Origin of the sequence: Flavobacterium sp. 90 (assembly GCF_004339525.1) — a bacterium.
In the GTDB taxonomy this organism is placed as follows: Bacteria; Bacteroidota; Bacteroidia; order Flavobacteriales; family Flavobacteriaceae; genus Flavobacterium.
Genome location: NZ_SMGE01000001.1, coordinates 1,062,021 through 1,079,716, shown reverse-complemented (window position 1 = coordinate 1,079,716; position 17,696 = coordinate 1,062,021). Strand labels below are relative to the sequence as shown.

General features: G+C 30.1%; 18 protein-coding genes and 1 tRNA gene. 7 read left to right on the top strand and 12 right to left on the bottom strand.

Annotated elements, in window-relative coordinates:
- Nucleotides 1–35 precede the first annotated feature (35 nt).
- The 4 genes from C8C83_RS04265 to C8C83_RS04250 form a co-directional block, all read right to left on the bottom strand.
- Complete coding sequence (locus C8C83_RS04265) at nucleotides 36–1,190, bottom strand: helix-turn-helix domain-containing protein (protein WP_121326578.1); 1,155 nt, start codon at nucleotides 1,188–1,190, stop codon at nucleotides 36–38.
- Between the two features lie 337 nt (nucleotides 1,191–1,527).
- Nucleotides 1,528–2,520, bottom strand: coding sequence for an energy transducer TonB (locus tag C8C83_RS04260; RefSeq protein ID WP_132011674.1), 993 nt, complete (start codon nucleotides 2,518–2,520; stop codon nucleotides 1,528–1,530).
- A gap of 53 nt (nucleotides 2,521–2,573) precedes the next feature.
- On the bottom strand, nucleotides 2,574–3,293 hold the full coding sequence (locus C8C83_RS04255; protein ID WP_121326577.1) for a hypothetical protein: 720 nt from the start codon (nucleotides 3,291–3,293) through the stop codon (nucleotides 2,574–2,576).
- 23 nt (nucleotides 3,294–3,316) lie between these two features.
- A complete protein-coding gene (locus C8C83_RS04250; RefSeq protein ID WP_121326576.1) occupies nucleotides 3,317–4,828 on the bottom strand; it encodes a hypothetical protein in 1,512 nt (503 codons plus the stop codon).
- 344 nt (nucleotides 4,829–5,172) lie between these two features.
- On the opposite strand from C8C83_RS04250, the gene C8C83_RS04245 reads away from it, so the two are divergent.
- The 3 genes from C8C83_RS04245 (at nucleotide 5,173) to C8C83_RS04235 (ending at nucleotide 7,478) form a co-directional block, all read left to right on the top strand.
- On the top strand, nucleotides 5,173–6,216 hold the full coding sequence (locus C8C83_RS04245) for a hypothetical protein (RefSeq protein ID WP_132011673.1): 1,044 nt from the start codon (nucleotides 5,173–5,175) through the stop codon (nucleotides 6,214–6,216).
- A 34-nt stretch (nucleotides 6,217–6,250) separates the two neighbouring features.
- Nucleotides 6,251–6,700 carry a hypothetical protein gene (locus C8C83_RS04240; protein WP_132011672.1) on the top strand — a complete coding sequence of 150 codons (450 nt, stop codon included), beginning with the start codon at nucleotides 6,251–6,253 and terminating at the stop codon, nucleotides 6,698–6,700.
- A 178-nt stretch (nucleotides 6,701–6,878) separates the two neighbouring features.
- Nucleotides 6,879–7,478, top strand: a complete 600-nt coding sequence (locus C8C83_RS04235) for a hypothetical protein (RefSeq protein ID WP_121326573.1) — start codon at nucleotides 6,879–6,881, stop codon at nucleotides 7,476–7,478.
- A gap of 51 nt (nucleotides 7,479–7,529) precedes the next feature.
- Here the strand turns inward: C8C83_RS04235 and C8C83_RS04230 are convergent, their stop codons facing one another.
- Entirely contained in the window at nucleotides 7,530–7,934 is a 405-nt protein-coding gene (locus tag C8C83_RS04230; protein ID WP_121326572.1) for a helix-turn-helix domain-containing protein, read from the bottom strand.
- A 397-nt stretch (nucleotides 7,935–8,331) separates the two neighbouring features.
- Between C8C83_RS04230 and C8C83_RS04225 the strand changes: the two genes are divergently transcribed.
- The 3 genes from C8C83_RS04225 to C8C83_RS04215 all read left to right on the top strand — a co-directional run bounded on the left by C8C83_RS04225 (nucleotide 8,332) and on the right by C8C83_RS04215 (nucleotide 9,895).
- On the top strand, nucleotides 8,332–8,910 hold the full coding sequence (locus tag C8C83_RS04225; RefSeq protein ID WP_121326571.1) for a Crp/Fnr family transcriptional regulator: 579 nt from the start codon (nucleotides 8,332–8,334) through the stop codon (nucleotides 8,908–8,910).
- A 71-nt stretch (nucleotides 8,911–8,981) separates the two neighbouring features.
- On the top strand, nucleotides 8,982–9,377 hold the full coding sequence (locus C8C83_RS04220) for a DUF4267 domain-containing protein (protein ID WP_199735282.1): 396 nt from the start codon (nucleotides 8,982–8,984) through the stop codon (nucleotides 9,375–9,377).
- Entirely contained in the window at nucleotides 9,374–9,895 is a 522-nt protein-coding gene (locus tag C8C83_RS04215) for a cupin domain-containing protein (protein ID WP_121326569.1), read from the top strand. The genes C8C83_RS04220 and C8C83_RS04215 overlap by 4 nt, the downstream gene beginning before the upstream one ends.
- Nucleotides 9,896–10,314: 419 nt before the next feature.
- On the opposite strand, the gene C8C83_RS04210 is transcribed toward C8C83_RS04215, so the two are convergent.
- From C8C83_RS04210 to C8C83_RS04180, 7 genes are all read right to left on the bottom strand, one after another.
- Nucleotides 10,315–10,974, bottom strand: a complete 660-nt coding sequence (locus tag C8C83_RS04210; protein WP_121326568.1) for a hypothetical protein — start codon at nucleotides 10,972–10,974, stop codon at nucleotides 10,315–10,317.
- 296 nt (nucleotides 10,975–11,270) lie between these two features.
- Nucleotides 11,271–11,343: transfer RNA gene (locus C8C83_RS04205), tRNA-Met, on the bottom strand.
- A gap of 127 nt (nucleotides 11,344–11,470) precedes the next feature.
- Nucleotides 11,471–11,995: a DUF4269 domain-containing protein gene (locus C8C83_RS04200; RefSeq protein WP_121326567.1), complete on the bottom strand. Its 525-nt coding sequence runs from the start codon at nucleotides 11,993–11,995 to the stop codon at nucleotides 11,471–11,473.
- A gap of 2 nt (nucleotides 11,996–11,997) precedes the next feature.
- Nucleotides 11,998–13,524 carry a glycosyltransferase family 39 protein gene (locus tag C8C83_RS04195; RefSeq protein WP_121326566.1) on the bottom strand — a complete coding sequence of 509 codons (1,527 nt, stop codon included), beginning with the start codon at nucleotides 13,522–13,524 and terminating at the stop codon, nucleotides 11,998–12,000.
- Between the two features lie 181 nt (nucleotides 13,525–13,705).
- Nucleotides 13,706–14,143, bottom strand: coding sequence for a hypothetical protein (locus C8C83_RS04190; protein WP_121326565.1), 438 nt, complete (start codon nucleotides 14,141–14,143; stop codon nucleotides 13,706–13,708).
- 76 nt (nucleotides 14,144–14,219) lie between these two features.
- Nucleotides 14,220–14,768: a DUF4494 domain-containing protein gene (locus C8C83_RS04185; protein ID WP_132011671.1), complete on the bottom strand. Its 549-nt coding sequence runs from the start codon at nucleotides 14,766–14,768 to the stop codon at nucleotides 14,220–14,222.
- Nucleotides 14,769–14,927: 159 nt separating this feature from the next.
- Nucleotides 14,928–15,329, bottom strand: a complete 402-nt coding sequence (locus C8C83_RS04180; RefSeq protein WP_121326564.1) for a hypothetical protein — start codon at nucleotides 15,327–15,329, stop codon at nucleotides 14,928–14,930.
- 243 nt (nucleotides 15,330–15,572) lie between these two features.
- On the opposite strand from C8C83_RS04180, the gene C8C83_RS04175 reads away from it, so the two are divergent.
- Nucleotides 15,573–17,672, top strand: a complete 2,100-nt coding sequence (locus tag C8C83_RS04175; RefSeq protein WP_121326563.1) for a glycoside hydrolase family 97 protein — start codon at nucleotides 15,573–15,575, stop codon at nucleotides 17,670–17,672.
- Nucleotides 17,673–17,696: the final 24 nt, after the last annotated feature.

Genomic DNA, 17,696 nt, shown 5'->3' with positions numbered 1-17,696 from the left:
AGGTTTCAAAACCTCAAAAATGGATAAATTGGCACCTATTTGCAGGTATTTTTATATTCATTTGGTGTTTGACCGGTAACTTTTTTAAAAGCTTTATAAAAAGTTGTCTTAGAAGTAAACCCGGATTCTAATCCCATTGTCAACAAATTATAATTTTCATATTCAGGATTTGAGATCATTTCCTTAACAGCTTCAACCCGATATTGATTAATATAATTGGCAAAGTTATCTCCTGTTATCGTGTTTACAATTAGTGAAAGATATCCGGCGCTTATGCCTAGTTTTTCGGCGACTTTTTCTCGGTTTAATGTACTGTCCGTATAAATATGCTGCTCTTTGCAAAGAAGTTCCAGTTTTTGAAAATAAAGATTATCTGCCGTGATAGATTCCTTATATTCTTCCAGAGTACTATTTTCTTCTGTTAGGCTGTTTTCTATAATTTGAATACTGGCAGACGAAAGAGCTAAATCGTTATTTAGAAAATTATAGATAGCATCTTTGTTTTTAGCAAGTTTGTATTTGTAAATGCCTATATAAGCTGTCCAATGAATTATGAATGTTGCAGACAGAGCCAGAACGCTCATAGTAGAAGAAATGTCAAATTGAAGAAATAAACCCACTAGAGCAATAATAAGAAAAGCGAATACCATTGAAGAAACAATTGTCAATAAGGTAATTATCCATTTTTTTTCCTGTGAATCTTTTAAATGTCTTATCATAAAATAAGAGTAAAGCAACAGGAATGGGATAAATGTAACGGCCAAAACAAGGTGAATCAAACCAAGTATGTTTATTATACTAATGCCTGACTCAGGAATAGTATAAATTCCTGCAACATGATCAAGATCTTGTATAATATTAAGAACGGCGGAATAGGCAAATGGAACAAAACACAAATAAGATTTCTGTTTATTTTTTACAGTATCATCAATTCGGTTTATAATAAACAGAAATAGGAAAGCAGGTATTAAAAATACCCATTCGACATGATTAATAAAGAGTAAGAAAGGGTAGGGAGTAAAAGCATCTTCAATCTCAAAAACATGATTCAGTAAAATAATCGAAAGTGTAAATAGTAAACATGCCAGATATTTATTTGAATTACTATTGAATACAGAAGACTTTAAAATAATTAAGCCTAAGACTATTCCCTGAAAAATCGCAATATTTAAAAGTGTGGTATAAATCAATTTCTAAAGATAAAAAGTTGTTTTTAAGATTTGTTTTTGGAATATCGTGGTAATTAGTCCTTCTTTAAAACATAGCCTATTTCATACGGATTGATAAGACGAATTTATAGTAATACTAATGACTTTCTTAATGGATTAAGAAATGATTAACTAAAATGATTTATCAATTTGTATAAAAAAAGAATCCCAACTCTATAAAGAGTTTATTATGAAAAGCTGTACAAGCCTTTGTACAATATTATTAAAATAAAAAAGCTCCAGATTTCTCTGAAGCTTTGTTTTATTAGCGCTAACACGACAATTTTCGAATCATTTTGCAGATCATTTGAAAAGAATATTAATGATCCAGCGATGAATTTATCCTATAAGGTATAGCATAAAGACATCTTACCTTTTGTCCATTTTGAAGACCGGGTTTCCATTTTGGTGATAATTTTAAAACCCTGATTAGTTCTTTTCCGGTTCCATATCCAAGATCTCTAAGGATTTTTATATCAGATAAACTTCCGTCTTTTTCAACTATAAAGGTTGAGTAAATTCTTCCGCTAAGGTCTTTTTCCTCTACTTTGAATTTTTTATCTACAAAATTCTGAAACTTACTTATTCCGCCTGGAAATTCTGGTCTAACATCTATACCTGCAGAGTTGTATATAATGTCTTCTACTTCATCTTCTACTTTATCTTTTTGATAAACGATATCCCATTTATGGTTGTATGTTTTTCCCAAAAAATTATAAGACACAACATTAGAAAGTTTTACAATCCAATATCCTTTACTATTTTTGAACAGATAATAATTTACGTATGTATAACTGCTATTGCTATTATTATTGGTGTTTTTTGCGGGAATAGCTTCTTTATAGCTTATATAATCTGATACAATTTTTAGACCTTGTCTTTCAATTACTTTTGAAGTTCTAATGTATAAGTAATTTTTATCGGCTATAAAAGAACTAAAAGTTTCAGTTGAAGCCGCATCGATGCCTGGAATTCTTTGTAACCCGAGTTCTCTGGTGTAATAATATACATTGTCATTGTTTTTGTAATAATTGAACCAAAGCGAACGAAATTTATCACCATCAATATCTGTCAATATCCCTTTGCAATAAACCTGATTTCCCTTTTTATAAAAACCAGAAGCGTAGTTCTCAGCATTTGGTATGTAAGTGTAATCATCTGTACCACAAGTCAAATATGGTTCTGAAGATTTTTGCTTAGTGTAACCTTTCGGAATTTTTAAAGTACGATCTCTAATTGCCGTATTAGTTTTTTTGTTTTGACAATTTGCGATGGAACAAATACTTAAGAATATTAAAATTATTGCTTTCATGAATTACTTTTGAAGTTAATTAAGGATCTTTGAAACCTAAGTTTTATGTTCTTTTAGTCTATAGTTCGTACAATTATTTTAACTGTAATTGTATCCTTATTATGCCATTTTATCCAGCCTATTATGTTTTTACAATTTTCATTTCCAACGATATTTTTGGCAGGTTCAATTTTTGCCCATTCATTTTTAACGTCTGTTATTTTTAAATAACAATGATTATCGACTGTATTAATTTTTAATCCGCCAGGCTTATCATAAAGAGCTGTTTTAGTATCAATATTTATCATTTGGACGCTTTGCAGATAATCTTTCCAACTCTTAAAAGTGTATTGTTTTTCGGTATTTTCTCCAGCCTTAATATATCCAATTTCTTTTGTGGATTCATTTAAGATTACTTTAAAATATTTAGGATTAGATTCAATCACAGTAAATTTTAAAGTCGTTCCATAACCACCTAAACCTTGATTGACAAGTGCTTCACTTTGTACTGTGCCTGAACTGGCAGAAAGGGCATAAGGTTTCAGTTTTGTTTTTAAAACATCGGAGTTAATTTCGACACTTCCGCTTTTATTTCCAATATAAATCTGGTCAAATGTTATGGTATCAAATACTTCATCAAGATTTTTAGATAAATATATATTTAAGGATTGATGGGAATTAATTTCTAATATTCCGATTCCAATAGGATTCTCTTTTTCAATTTCGAGAGGTTTATTTTGTGAAGTATAAGAAATAAATAGCAACGAAAATAATAACGGAAATAGTTTTGTCATGGTCAATTGTGTTTCTTTCTAATTTAATTATCTAAGTATTCGTTTCCTTTTAAATCCAGCCAGCCTTTTTGTCCGTTGGGCAATTCAAATCGGGCAAAATTCTCTTTGAAATCCTCAAGTTTTTTATATTTTATTGCTTTCATTATTGGATAATAAGTAAATAATCCACCTTTTTCAATTAGATACTTTTGATTACTAATAGTTTTAATCGAATCTAAGTTTTTAGGCAGTTTATTATTAAAAGCGATAATTTTTTCGTCTGGATTTTCGGCAATTAAGTATTCAATTGTGGTGAGATTAAATTTTCCGTTTTTGAGTTTTACATAGATCATAATTGGATCTTTAATACTAAAAGCCGCTATTTCAGATTGTGTTGTTATTGAAGCCATTTCGTCTAAAAATTCAACAGTTTCAAATTCATTAGAATCCAAGAGTTGCAATTCTTTTCGGAATTTTCGAACATCAGGAACAATTGAACTGATTGAAATAGAGTAAGGTTCTAAATAGAACATTCCATTTTTCTGAATGATCTTAAAATCAGCCGTTTGATCGTCAAAATAATCAGAAAAACTAACGCTAAAAGGCGTTCCTTCCATATTATAATCACTCATCTTTGAATCTTTTCCGATTAGATTTATAGTTTTCAAAGAATTTCCTTCGATAATCTGCATTAAAGGAAAATGTTTTCTCAAACTAGCAGCTTTTAGATTTTGAATATCTAAATTTTGAAAAGCATAATTGTAAAGATTTATTTTTCCCTTTTGATAACCTACGATGAAAAAAATATTAAAAGCAATTGAGTCAAATGATTTAGATATAACACTTTCATTATAAATATCCTTAATTTTTAATTTCTTATTCCATAAAGTGTCAGTTTTATAGAAACCATTATTAATTTGCAATTTGCTTTCATTCTCAAAATATACTTCTGCAGTAGTAAAGCTTTTAAGGTTTTCTGTTTCATGATTTTTAAAAGCATCGTTTAAATCCTTGTCTTTAAACGAAAATTTGACTTTCTCTTTTGTCGAAACTATAAAGCCTTCATTATGGGAAATAATTTTGTTATTATTTCCAAAATCCAGAATACAGTAATTCAGTAAGAACTTTTTGACCGGTTTTTGGGATGAATCCTTAAGAAAATCTATAGCGAAGAAATTTCCATTGTATTTATAAAATTGATAATTATTCTGATTGCTTTTGTTTTTAGTTATAACCTTTTTTGTTTCTAAATTTTCAAAATCAAACTTTATAATGTCTAAAGCAGAAATAGTTGCCGAATCCTTTTTAAGGTTATTTATTTCTTCCGGAGTTACATCGTCCAGTTCATATTTAACTCCTTCAGGTAAATCTTCATAATCATTTATTCGAGGTAATTTTAGATGATAATATGAATTTCCTTTTTTTATAAAAACACCTTTATCGGCGTTAATAAATTGCAACTGTCCTTCTTTGATTTTAAAAACTTTTTGTCCAAAACAAGCCTGAGCCAGAAGAACAAAAATGAAAAGTAGCTTTTTAGAGTATTTTGTAATCATCAGACAATTCAATTTAAATTAGAGAAAGATAACATTTTTATCGAAAAAGGAACCATTGTTTTGTTTCCGGTTTCTATCTCTATAGATGATTATTTGCTACAAAAGGTTGGGAGTAAGAATGAAAATAAATTGTTTAATCAATATGTTTTACATTAGTTTTGAGGTAAAGTCAGAGAGTTTGTGACTTTTTGGTTTTTTAGAGTAGATTTGTTTTAAGAAGTGGTGCAAAGTCAGAGACATTTGCGCAGCGCTTGCAGGAATAACTCGAAGAGCAGGGTTTTGTGCTTGGAAGCTCAGTTTTTAATTTAAAAATTACAATAAATCGAAACCCTATAAATACAAAAATGAAGATTTTTTTTATTATTATATCCATATTTTTCTTTACTAATAATTATGGACAGACCAAGCTTTTGGAAATACAAGGATATTGGGTAAAGTACAAAGTAGAAATGAAAGATGGAAGTGATCTTTTTGATCGATTTGTAGAAGATTCTGCTTATGCGGAGTATCGAATTGATCAAAATAAATTATGTATTAATTCAAATCCAATTCATAGGATTAATGAAAGCTGTTTGAACTTTAATTTAATTAACAATTTGATGAAAACATCTCAATATGGAGGATTTATCATTGAAAAAGTTAGTAATGACTCTCTAATATTAAGTGAGCAAATTGAAGGCTTAACAGATGATAAACTAAAAAGATTATATTTTACTAAGCAAGAAGTGGTTTTGGCAAAGTATAAAGAAGAAAATAAAAACAAAAAAAATATAATCGCTTCAAAATTATTTACGCCAAAAACTAACACACCGATTGAACTAGATTTGAATAAGGCCTTTAAAAATAATTACTCAAATTTTGAATTGGTGGGAAATTTAAAAATTTATCCTGCACAAAAAAAAGTAAAGACAGAAATAACATTTTGGACACAAAATGATTCTTCAAGAATAAAATTAATTAAAAAAGTTATTGATCATTCATTTGAAAAATGGAATTTAAAAGATTTTCAGGATTATGAATCTATTGAAATTCCATTTGTTCTCAAAAGTGAAATTACAAAAAGATATTGGGGAATTTCAGTAATATTTTTTACAAAAGATTTAACTGATTTTGAAAGGAATTATGGCGGAAAAATGGAAGATCTAAGAAAATCTTCGGATTATTTTAATAAGGGAATAGCGGCTTACCAAGAAAAGAGATATTCAGAGTCGATTACGTATTTTTCAGAATCTTATTATTATGATCACAAAAATATAGATGCTTTATATAATAAAGCGGCTGTATATTTTGAATCAGGAGAAAAGGAAAAAGCGTGTAAAGTATGGTTGGAAATTTCCATGTTGGGACAGGCAAATGCAAAACAATTGTTTCTTGATAATTGTAATTGATATGGGCATTAACAATAACTCAGAGCCGTTTAAAATGAAAAAACAAGAATTATACAAAGAGTTTGGAATGGATGAGTTCTATTGGGGAGACAGTTTTATTGTTGACAGAGATAGAGCCAGTTCAGATATTATAAAGGATATTGACAATATTTGTGTTTCTGAAAATAGAAATCCATTAGCGAACAAATGGAACGAATTGAATTTTTCTGAATGTTCAGAGTTACTTTTAAATGCATTTAATTTTGACTTAGCTTACACAGGTTGTGAAATTATGCCAACAGAAAAAGCTGAATATTACAGAGATCTTCTTACTTCTAAATTTAAAGAATCTGATACTAAGTGTTTCACTAATTGGTCTCAAAGTCCTTGGAAAAGTAAAAATGGCGCAGGTTGGGATCCTATTACTGACAACACATTTGATATGGCAATTGTATTTGTTGATGATTTAAAAATTGCTTTCACATATTTTATAAGTGAGGATTAATTAATTGGAATAAAGAATGTTAGATTAAAAGGATGAGCGATTTTGGCTTTATAATGTTTTCGTTTTTTAGACTAGATTTGTTTAATAAGCGATGCAAAGTCAGAGACATCTGCGAGAACATCTTGAGTTTTTCAAATAAATTTAAAACGTAATAAATTTAAAAATAATAATATCTCATATGAACAGATTGAAATACAATATAATATCTCAAAAATTTCTGGCAACATATAAAGATATTCCTTTGGTAAGAACCAATTGTAAAAGTGATATAGAATATAATGTTTCTATTGAAGTATTTGATACAGATTATATTAATTCTTTTTTCAAAATACTTGATTTGTCTAATTTATATGCAATTCTTATTCCGGATTTTGAAGATGTTTTTCTCGATGCTAATTTGAGTTTTATTTCAAAATATAATATTTACGATAAGAATATTGTGATTGCTAAAGTAGAGTTTGATTTTTTTAAGAACATAAATTATAATAATAGAAATGAAGTCTCCAAGCCATTTTTCTTTCGCTCAAATGCTTTTGAAGAATTGAATATGAATGAGGTTTTAGATAATTGTTTATATGAAAGAGAAATAGGAAATTTCAAGAAAAGTGTTCTAACAATTGATCTTCTGAAATTATTAGAAAATAAAGAAATTAGTTCAATTATGGAATTCTACATCAATAGAACTGAAGCTTTTTTGGAAGATATTTTACATCTAAAAGAAAATGTTTTAGATGTAAATGAAGATTACATATCAAAAATAGAAATCAGTTTAGAATAGGAAATTTTCTTAATTTAATGTTTTCATATATGAATAAGAATTATTCTGAAATTATTTATTGATTAATTTTTCGAGCTTTGTCATCATTTCATCTTTTTCTTTCAGCATGCGCTCAAATAAAGCAATTTTTTCTTCGTGAAGTTTTTTGATTTCCTCAATCGGATTATTATTAAAAACTTCAATCTTGTTATTGAACATTGCATTATCTGAGAAATTACACGAAATTAAATTCACTGCCTTTTCCTCATCAAAATTCTGAAAAGCTTCCACAGGAATTTTTAATACTGTTGAAATTTGTTTCAACAGATTATCTTCAATTACATCTTTCTGCTCCAGTATAGAAATTTTCTTCTGATTCCAGTCATTTCCCAGATCAAAAGCCAACGATTCTTGTTTGATGCCAAGCATTTCTCTAAAACGTTTAACGTTTCTTCCTTGATGTACTATCTGTTCCATAATGATTATCAATTTTCTAAAGACTCAAAGATAAAGCCATTTGCTTTAAAAATTTTGAATTTCAAAGATAAAAAAATATCCTCTAGTTTATTTGAAGAGTTCTTCTTGAAAAGCTGCGCAAATGTTTCAGGCTTTGTGTAATATTGTTTAAACAAAGGTAATTAAACGAAAAAAGCTTCAGATTTCTGTGAAGCTTTGTCTTAGTAACGCGAAGCATTCAAATATTTAACCTATTTTTTGAAGATTATTATACTATTATCCGAAGTGCATCTTAATAATTTTTAATAATTCATCACACAAAGCAACCCGAATTTGGGTAGCTTTGTGTAGTTTGTCATAGATATAAACAAGTTAATGGCAATTTTTGAGATCGACCCGAGAATTCAAGAAATTAATTATGAAAGAACAACTAATTGTTAGTGTACAATCATTAATCAACCTATCCTTAAAAGATATAGATTGCATAAAAGTTCTTTTTAAGGAGAAATCCGTTAAAAAAGGAGAATTCTTTTTGGCAGATGGACAAGTTTGCCAACATGTTGGGTTTATCTTAAAAGGCTTAATGCGTTACTTTATTAATCAAGATGGTGAAGAGAAAACTTATGCTTTTGCTCAAGAAAACAATTTTGTTTGTAATTATGAGAGTTTTTTGCCGCAAACGCCGTCAACAAAAATCATTCAGGCATTAGAAGATTGTGAAATTTTGCAAATTTCAAATGCCGACTTACAAATATTTTACAAATCCATAAGCGAAGGAGAAAAGTTTGGTCGGTTAATAATTGGACTGGTTTTTATAGATTTACTTCAAGACCTTAGCTCATTTTATACTGATACTCCCGAATACCGCTATGAGAAATTTATAAAAAAACACCCAGACTTACAGCAAAGAATTTCTCAATATCATATTGCATCTTTTGTAGGTGTGAAACCTCAGTCGCTTAGTCGTATTCGGAAAAGAATTTCCAATCAAAAATGATTTATTAACCTAGGTGCATAAGTTTCGGGATTAAGTTATAGAATTTTGTATCATAATTTTAAACATATATTATGATGACAAAAAATATTTCTATTACAATCGTATTCCTGGTGGGGTTGGGATTGATTTTTCTAGGAGCAAGATTTCTCGTATCACCAGAAACAGCAGAAGCAGGTTATGGAATACGCTTTAATGAACAAGGTGATTATTCCTTTCATTACATTAAAGGTATCCGTGATTTATTTGCAGGGTTAATATTTTGCATTCTCGTATTGAGTAAAGAAACAAAAGCATTAGGCATAACGCTATTGGTTGGTGCAATTATTCCATTTGTTGATATGCTTATCGTTTTAAGTAAAAACTACAATGGCATAACGCCAGCTATTTCGCATATATCTGCAATTATTGTTTGCACTACTTTAGGAATAATTTTGATTATGAATAAATCCGAAAAAAAAGCTGTATGAAAACGCAAGGATACATTAAACTGATTAAGTCAGTAGAAACAAATAAAGAGAGTGTATTGAAGATGAATATTCTTCCGGGCGAAAAAACACCGTGGCATTATCACACTTTGTTTTTAGAGACATTTGAGATTTTAGAAGGTACATTGGAAGTAGGAAAAGGTAAAGACATTCATCATTTAAAACAGGGAGATATTGCAATGATACAACCAAATGAAAAACATTATTATCACAATGTTTCTAAAGAGGAGTGTATTATAAAAGCAACTCTTAGTCCGGGTAATATGAATTTTGAATATTCTCTTTTTATTTTGAAAGGACTTGTAAATGATAGATTGGCAAGTGTTGCAGGTACTCCGAAGAAATTTTCAGATTTAGCTCTGTTTGTTTATTTGAATAACTCAAAAATGGTCGGATTTCAAAAAATAGCTGAGCCAATATTTAGTTGGGTTGCTAAAGCAGCTATTAAAAAAGGACGTTTAGATGAATTAATACAGAAATACTGCAAAGAGATAAAATAAACACAATCGAACAATTACGAATTTATACGTCGCTTCCGCACGAATCCTTTCGTGTGACTCAAAGTGACTTGATAAAGAATTAAAACTATAATAAACAAAAAAAAGCTTCATATTTCTATGAAGCTTTGTCTTATGTAGTTCGCCGCGGCGAAGACTCGAATCTGTGTCCGCCGCGGCGGATATGAGTTCGACGAGTTTAAATTTTGAATAAAAAAAAACACCAGCTTTTTCAAGTGGTGTTTTATTAGTAGTCCTCACGGGACAATTCTCGAACCATTTTATAGATGATTTAAAAAACTTAAATCCAATTTAGATTTTGCCTTGCGAAGAGCTACAGATTTCACTAAAGCTTTTCCTAATAATTTGAACTAGTCATTCTCGAGCTATTTAGAATTAATTACAAATTAGATATTTTATTTTTATAAATTATTTCCAAAAAGATGATCGTACAATTTATTTTTATCTATAGGAGTGTTTTTCTTCAGAGGTGTCATGATGAAGATATATAGCTTATCTTCATTATTATAAAGTACTATGTTAGCATTTATGTTTTTTAATCCATAATATTCTATTTTGCTATATATTACCTTTGAATCTTGATTGTTGATTTTGATGACATAGTTACTGAAATTTAGATTAAAGCTTTTTATAGTGTCATTATTTACTTGGTAATTTATCTTACTATCTGAAAAAAAATCTATGCGATTAATTTTATAGTCATCTTTAAATATTTCCGGACTCAAATTAACCTCGAATAAACCTTCGTTAATAGTAGAAAAATAACCTGGTGTTCGAAAATTAGTTGATTGGTGATTATTAAAAGTATAATTCTGCGAAATATTTTTAAGTTTTATGACCATTAATGAGTACTTTGATTCAATTTCATATTGTGAGATAATTGAATCATTCTTTAATACATAAGTACCAATACAAACATCGTGATTTTTAAAGGGTAACAAATTTTTTATTTTCATGCTGTTGGTTGGAACGAAATTCATTTCATTCATTTCTTTTTCTATTAGATTTTTTTTGCAACCCAAAAAGATAAATAGCAGTAATATGATACAGATAATTTTCATGTTAATTTTATTTAAAGCGAAGTTATTTAATTTCCTGTAATTTAAAATGCAAAACGAGGAATTGCTATCATTTCTTCCTCCGCTCACGCACGAATCTTTTCGTGTGGCTCAAAGTGACTTGATAAAGAATTAAAACTATAATAAACAAAAAAAGCTTCACATTTCTCTGAAGCTTTGTCTTAGTAGTTCGCCGCGGCGAAGACTCGAACCTGTGTCCGCCGCGGCGGATATGAGTCCACTGAGCAATAATTTTAAAAACAAAAAAAGCTCCAGATTTCTCTGAAGCTTTGTCTTAGTAGCGGGAACAGGACTCGAACCTGTGACCTTCGGGTTATGAGCCCGACGAGCTGCCTACTGCTCTATCCCGCGATGTTTCGGGTGCAAAGATACACAGGATATACGGTTATACAAAGGAATTTCTGAATTATTTTCGAAATAACTTTTTTAATTCGTAATCGACTAAGCAGTAGTTGTTTATGTTTGTGTTACGGAATGGTTAAATCTGATATTTCAATAATTCCGAATATGGATCTCCATTTAAGCCTAATAAATATGCAAAAGCAGGTTCTGTTTTGTAGCCGTTTTGTTTGAGTTTGATGATTTCTAATCTAAAATTTTCATCTTTTGCTTTCAGAATTTCATTTTCGATAATCATATGTTTATAACCATTTTGATTTTTGGTTGGAAGGTTCTGACCAAAGATTTCAATTTCAAAACCGTTTAGTTTGAAGTTAGCAATAACAGTTTCCTGACTATCAATAACTGTTTCTCTAATTTGAAAATCAGTTTCATTTATAAAAAGAACATTCAGTTTTGCTATAAAATCGGTTTTGTTTTTCCAGTAACAGATAATGTCAAGATCACTGTTTTCGATATCAATATTAATCGGGATTGTGCCAACAAGAATAGGATCAAATTCAGCTAAATGGATTAAAACCTTATTTTGAGACAAAACTTCAAAAGTCTTAATCTGTTTTTGGTTTCCGGTTTTTAAATATTCGATAGAAGTAAAGTCAATCATTTTTATTTGCTATAGTCTTTTGCCGATTTTATTTCGCTCTCAAGTCTTTTTTTGATATTGACTTTTGCATCAGTAAAAACAAAGATAGTAGTTCCGTATTCACGCGCATATTTGTTGGTGATTTCACCTGAAATTTTAGCACTATTAAAATAAGGACTTGTCTCTTTTAATTCGTCACTTTCTTTTTCGTAATCCTTAACTCTGATGAGGTTTTTGTAGGTAATATTTAGATTAAACCAATTTACATAATCAGCATTAAAAGAAACCGCTTTGATTCCTTTTTTGGTATAATAATTAATCGCTCCGGCTTGTCCGTAATTGTCGCACAAAACGAGTGTTTTATCTTGATTAGGAAGCGTCGCATAAACAGAATCGGTTTTGCGGGCAAGTTCTTTCCATCCCAACATATCGGCAAAATCTTGTGGCAAAGCGTGATCTTTTCCATCTTCCCAGCGAAGCATATCAAGTTTTTTATATTTCTCAGGATGTTTTACAATATACTCCGGACTTTTATTTGGAAACGCCAAATTGTACATCGGAATAAAAAACAAAAGCGGAATAATGATAAATACTGGTTGTAGATATCGTTTCCAGCCCGTTTTTAAAATATTGGATAGAAAAACAGCTCCAAAAGCAATATAAATAGGATAGAGGCCAATTGCATAATAAGCTTTGGCTTTGAAATAAATAAAGATCAGAAGCGTGAAAATTATACTGGTAAAAAAGAATTTAAATTCGGCGAAAGCTTTATAAAATAGTAAAGCATATAATCCGGCAAGAATAACAAAAAAGGCGCCAATAAAAAACAGTAATTGTTCTTTTAAGAATCCAATTCGATCAACATTGACAAGTTGTGTTTCTGCTAATTCCTTCATGTGATGTACGATAGGAAATTGATTATTGTATTGCCATAAAAGATTCGGAAGAATCAATAATAAGCCTAAAAGTAATGCCAAATACAGATGTTTTTTGGCTAAAACTTGTCTTTGTTTAGAAAGTAAAAGCGCAGGCAAAAGTCCGAGTAAGAGAAAAAGAATATTGTATTTATTCAAAAAGCCAAAAGCAAAGACTATTGCTCCAATATAAAGCCATTTTGTTTTTTCGGTAATAAAATATTGAATGATAACATAATAAAATCCTGTCCAGCACAAAATATCCAATGAATTGGGCTGATAAAGTGTGTTAATTCGCAATAAAGACGAAAACAAAATGCAAGTTGCGCCCAAAATCAACGCATAGATATTTCCTTTTAGGGTTTCAATAGTTTTCCAAACAATAAAAAGTGTCAACGCACCAAAAAGAGCAGGAAAGAATTTTACCCAAAAAACCGAATTTCCAAGCTGATATATAAGGTAAGAAAACCAGGATGTAACGGGAGGAACGGACAAATAACCCCAAGCCAAATGATGCGCCTGATCAAGATGTAGATATTCATCGCGCTGCAAATCATATTCAGGACTTATGAGAATGCATTGCAAGACAAATTTTAAAATAATAAACCCAATTAAAATTAGAGATTTCTTAGTCATCGAGATTTAGTTTGGTGAGTTTTGGTTGTGTTTTTTTTAGCTAAATGATTTTGTATCAGTGCTAAAAATGTATAGCTAATATATAATTTATTTTGGTTTTGTAGGAAATGAAAGTCTTAAGAAATACTGTAAAATAAAAAAGCTCCAGATTTCTCTGAAGCTTTTGTTATGTATAATTTATCTACATTGATTTAATCCACCATATCATTGTCTCTGCTTTGTCTCTTTTTTCATTAGATTCAAATGGATCATTTATAATTGATAAAAGCGCATTGTTTAAATCTTCTTTTTTATAATTATTGAAAAGCCAAAGAGGCATATCTCTTATGCTTTTATTCCAGTTTTCTAATATTTCGTCTAGAATCGATTTAATGTCTAATTGTGATTTAGGATTGACATTCGTTAGAATTTTTCCTGCATACAATTGGTCAAGATATAAAGTTTCGTTTCTATCCTTATTACTGAAAACTTTAATAACACTTTTCAGAATTATTTCATCAGATACTTTAGGCAATAATCTCATAAGTTGTCTAATTCTCAAATCTCCTAATTTTTCTGTTAGATCAACACAAAGAAAAATTTCCTGGATTAAATCTTCTGACGATTTGGGGATTTTCATAGAATAGTTTTAGATAATTTTAATTTAAAGATAATCTTTATTCTATTTGAAAAAACAAGTATTTTATGATGAAAATTTATTCTTCCAAAGCAGTTTCAAATTCCATGTGATCGATAGTTTCTACTGCAGGTTGTGCAGGTTTTGAAGCTTTCAATGCATTGAATCTTTCTAATTGTTCTGTTTCTCCTTCTTCACCACTGAAATAAGGGAAAACATCCATAATTGGTGATTCAGAAACAGCAGGAATTGAATATTCTCCCATTGTGGTTTGCATCACGTGAAGCGTATTGTCATAAGCTTCTCTCACATCATTTGCCTGTACCAAAAGATACATATTCGATTTTCTTTCTTTACCACTTTCTTCGTCGTAAGCCATCAAAGTTACTTTTGATTTAAACCAACGATCTGCATTTTCAAAAGGATGAATTTCGGCATAATTAGCCACTTTTATATTCGTGATTTTAAATTCTTCACTGATATAAGCTGCCATCTCTTCATTAATTCTTTTTTCGGCTTCGGTATAAGACAAAGCATCTACCAGATAAGGTTCTGTTAGAACTTTTTGTCCTCCGGTTTCGTCTGTCTTTCTATATTTTACTTTGCATTCGTACCAAGTTGCGCTCATCTTCTTTTAATTTTTAAGGATGTCAAAGATAGATTTTACAGAAAAAAAAACTCTTAAATATTGAAATAGATATTCACAAATTTGGGTTTGTTTTAATAATGTATTGAATATCTGTTAGTTGAAAAAGGTTAAAGGAATTTCTATAAGATTGGATATAAACTACTTTTCTGATTCATTTTTATTGAATGTAAAAAACTCAAAAAATCCAAGAAGTATAACCCAGATCGAAAAACCATATATAATGATTTGCCAATAATCAAATTGATATTTTTCTAATCCCCACGAAGCTTTTGGCTGTATAAATTTTAAATACGCAAAATAAAAACCAATAATAATGGTCAGAGTTCCAATACTATATTTCAGGATTTTAGATGGCGTTGATTTGGTAATTTCTTTGTAGAAAATCAGAAAAAACGAAATTACATATATAAAAAGGAATACATGGAAAAGCGATATATGATCAATAAAAACAACTCTCAGAAGTTCTACAAAGCCAAGAAGTATAAATGCGATTCTTGATATAATCCAAAAATTGTAAGTGCTTAAGTAGAATTTCTTCATTATTTATTAAGTTTAATTTTAATAGCTAATATAGATATTTATAATTGTATTTGGATGGAGTTTTAATTAAGGAATTTGGTTAAATATGTATGGTATATTTGAGTTTGATTAAAATAATAATCACAATAAATTTTTAGCGTTAATTTCAAAAAAGTATATTTTTTCTTCTGTTGGGAAATCTGTTTCATAAAATTTATTATGTTTGCTAAATCGATTTAGCTATTCTTGAAACCACCTTCATTTATGAAAAATATATTCCTTATCTGTTTTTTTATTATTTCTAATGCTTTCCTAAATGCTCAGGAATTAAAATCTCCCGATGGAAATCTGGTTCTGACATTCAAATTAAATGAAGCCGGAACGCCAGTTTATGCTTTAAGTTTTAAGAACAAAGAAGTAATCAAAGAAAGTAAATTGGGTTTTATTCTAAAATCGGATATTGTATTCAATAAAGATTTCCAGATTACAGATACAAAATTTCAATCCGAAAATAGTACTTGGAAACCGGTTTTAGGAGAACAAAAAGAAATCAGAAATCAATATAATGAATTGAAAGCTGATCTTGTTCAGAATAAAAGCAGCCGAAAGATTTCGATTTATTTCCGATTGTTTAATGATGGTTTAGGTTTTAGATATGAGTTTCCCGTGCAGGATAATTTGCGTCATTTTATTATTCAGGAAGAAACAACGGAGTTTAATTTAATGGGAGATCATAAACTTTTCTGGATTCCCGGCGATTATGATACCAACGAATATAGTTATACAACGTCTAAAATATCTGAGATGCAATCACTGGTTTATAATGCAACTCATGTTTCGCTGGCAGCACAAACTACAATCAAAAATTTGGCAACACAAACGCCTTTGATGATGAAGACCAATGAAGGTCTTTATATTAATATTCACGAAGCGGCTCTGAAAAATTATCCTGCAATGTGTCTGAATGTTAATGACAAAACTTTTTCGTTGAGTTCGCATCTTGTACCTGATGCCGTTGGAAATAAAGGATATATTCAAACGGGAAGTTTTACGCCTTGGCGAACAATTGTCGTAAGCGATGATGCGAGAAATATTCTGGCTTCAAAAATGATCTTGAACTTAAATGAACCTTGCAATTTTGAAGATACTTCATGGATAAAACCCGTTAAATATATAGGAGTTTGGTGGGAATATTTTACTGGCGGAGGTTCGACTTGGGCATATTCAGACAATCAGGATGTTGTTATTGGAGCAACAGATTTCTCTAAATTGAAACCCAATAATACGCACGGAGCAAATACAAAACATGTAAAAGAATATATTGATTTTGCTGCTACAAATGGTTTTAATGCCGTTTTGGTCGAAGGCTGGAATGAAGGCTGGGAAGATAATACGGCTTTTAAAAAAGAACGAATTTATAGTTTTACCAAAGCATATCCGGATTTTGATGTAAAAGATTTAAGTGATTATGCGGCTAAAAAGAACGTAAAAACTATCATGCATCATGAAACAACATCTTCCACTGCGGAGTATGAAAGACAATTAAATGATGCTTTAAATTTCATGGTTGATAACAATTATAATGCTGTAAAAACAGGTTATGTTGGACCAATTATTCCAAGAGGAGAACATCACGACGGACAACAAATGGTCAATCATTATACGTATGTAGCCAAAGAAGCGGCGAAACATAAAATCATGGTAGATTCACATGAAGCCGTTCGTCCAACGGGTTTACACAGAACGTATCCAAACTGGTTTGCGCAGGAATCGGCACGAGGAACTGAGTTTGAATCTATGGAAGGAATTCATCCAGATCATACTACGATTTTGCCTTTTACAAGATTAATGGGCGGTCCGATGGATTATACGCCGGGGATTTTTCAGGGAGATTTATCGGTTTATGGTTCTAAGAAGAATAAGCTGAGTACAACACTTGTGAAGCAATTGGCGCTTTATGTTACGATGTATAGTCCGTTGCAAATGGCTGCCGATTTACCGGAGAATTATATGCGTTTTAATGATGCATTTCAGTTTATTAAAGATGTTGCCCTTGATTGGGATGAAACTTATATTCTCGAAGCAGAACCTGGAGATTATATCACAATTGCGAGAAAAACAAAAGGAAAAGAAGAATGGTTTGTTGGCGGAATAACTGATGAAAACGCACGCATTGCTACAATTGATTTTAGTTTTCTTCCAAAAGGGAAATCTTATACAGCAACAATTTACGAAGATGGAAAAACTGCTGATTATAAAACTAATCCGCAATCGTATATTATCCGAAAAATAAGCGTAAATAGCAAAACAAAGCTGAAGCAAAAACTGGCGTCAAGCGGAGGAGTTGCGATTTCTGTAAAGTAAAAATGTGAATTGTGAATTGTGAAA

Coding starts and splice junctions, on each gene's coding strand:
- C8C83_RS04195 (WP_121326566.1), bottom strand. CDS start 13,524: ATGACTAAGAAATCTCTAATTTTAATTGGGTTTATTATTTTAAAATTT.
- C8C83_RS04200 (WP_121326567.1), bottom strand. CDS start 11,995: ATGATTGACTTTACTTCTATCGAATATTTAAAAACCGGAAACCAAAAA.
- C8C83_RS04230 (WP_121326572.1), bottom strand. CDS start 7,934: ATGGAACAGATAGTACATCAAGGAAGAAACGTTAAACGTTTTAGAGAA.
- C8C83_RS04245 (WP_132011673.1), top strand. CDS start 5,173: ATGAAGATTTTTTTTATTATTATATCCATATTTTTCTTTACTAATAAT.
- C8C83_RS04190 (WP_121326565.1), bottom strand. CDS start 14,143: ATGAAAATCCCCAAATCGTCAGAAGATTTAATCCAGGAAATTTTTCTT.
- C8C83_RS04235 (WP_121326573.1), top strand. CDS start 6,879: ATGAACAGATTGAAATACAATATAATATCTCAAAAATTTCTGGCAACA.
- C8C83_RS04215 (WP_121326569.1), top strand. CDS start 9,374: ATGAAAACGCAAGGATACATTAAACTGATTAAGTCAGTAGAAACAAAT.
- C8C83_RS04225 (WP_121326571.1), top strand. CDS start 8,332: ATGAAAGAACAACTAATTGTTAGTGTACAATCATTAATCAACCTATCC.
- C8C83_RS04175 (WP_121326563.1), top strand. CDS start 15,573: ATGAAAAATATATTCCTTATCTGTTTTTTTATTATTTCTAATGCTTTC.
- C8C83_RS04180 (WP_121326564.1), bottom strand. CDS start 15,329: ATGAAGAAATTCTACTTAAGCACTTACAATTTTTGGATTATATCAAGA.
- C8C83_RS04185 (WP_132011671.1), bottom strand. CDS start 14,768: ATGAGCGCAACTTGGTACGAATGCAAAGTAAAATATAGAAAGACAGAC.
- C8C83_RS04240 (WP_132011672.1), top strand. CDS start 6,251: ATGAAAAAACAAGAATTATACAAAGAGTTTGGAATGGATGAGTTCTAT.
- C8C83_RS04255 (WP_121326577.1), bottom strand. CDS start 3,293: ATGACAAAACTATTTCCGTTATTATTTTCGTTGCTATTTATTTCTTAT.
- C8C83_RS04250 (WP_121326576.1), bottom strand. CDS start 4,828: ATGATTACAAAATACTCTAAAAAGCTACTTTTCATTTTTGTTCTTCTG.
- C8C83_RS04220 (WP_199735282.1), top strand. CDS start 8,982: ATGATGACAAAAAATATTTCTATTACAATCGTATTCCTGGTGGGGTTG.
- C8C83_RS04210 (WP_121326568.1), bottom strand. CDS start 10,974: ATGAAAATTATCTGTATCATATTACTGCTATTTATCTTTTTGGGTTGC.
- C8C83_RS04260 (WP_132011674.1), bottom strand. CDS start 2,520: ATGAAAGCAATAATTTTAATATTCTTAAGTATTTGTTCCATCGCAAAT.